The organism is Eubacterium sp. AM46-8 (genome assembly GCF_003466705.1).
In the GTDB taxonomy this organism is placed as follows: domain Bacteria; phylum Bacillota; class Clostridia; order Lachnospirales; family Lachnospiraceae; genus Lachnospira.
In genome coordinates, this window is the sequence record NZ_QSEU01000042.1 from 1 (window position 1) to 614 (window position 614).

Annotated in this window: 1 protein-coding gene; it reads left to right on the forward strand. The window is 26.7% G+C overall.

Annotation, left to right across the window (positions count from 1 at the left end):
* Positions 1-137 precede the first annotated feature (137 nt).
* Positions 138-614, forward strand: a 477-nt coding sequence (locus DW963_RS13145) for a response regulator (RefSeq protein WP_147347609.1), incomplete at its 3' end; no start/stop codon positions are given.

Sequence of the window (614 nt, forward strand, 5' to 3'; positions counted from 1 at the left end):
CAGATTATGGATAAAGATATTACAAGATCTAAGTTAGAAATTAATAATTCAATATCTAAGTTAGAAATTAATAATTCAATAATATTGATGGAAAGATTAATAGAAAAAGTAAAGAAAGATATATAGAGGAGGTAGATATGGCAGTTAATATTTTATTAGCTGATGACCATAGGATGGTGAGAGAGGGAATAAGATGCCTTTTAGAAAATGTTTCAGAATTTAATGTTGTCGGGGAAGCAGCAGATGGTTATGAGTGCATAAGCCTTGTTAATAAAACAAAGCCTAATATAGTTTTATTAGATATAGATATGCCTGATATGAATGGTATAGATACTCTTAGAATTATTAAAGAACAGAAAATGATATGTAAGGTTATAATGTTGACCAGACATAATGAAATCGATTATTTGATGAAAGCTCTTGAAATTGGTTGTGATGGTTACATATTAAAAGATTCAAGCTTTGATACTCTGTTAAAGGCAATTTATAAAGTATATTTAGGAAATAAATATATTGAACCTAATATGATGCCTATACTTAATTCTAATCTTCAAGAAAAAAGTAATGTTAAGAAAAGAATATCAGAATTAACTAAAAGAGAAATAGATGTACTT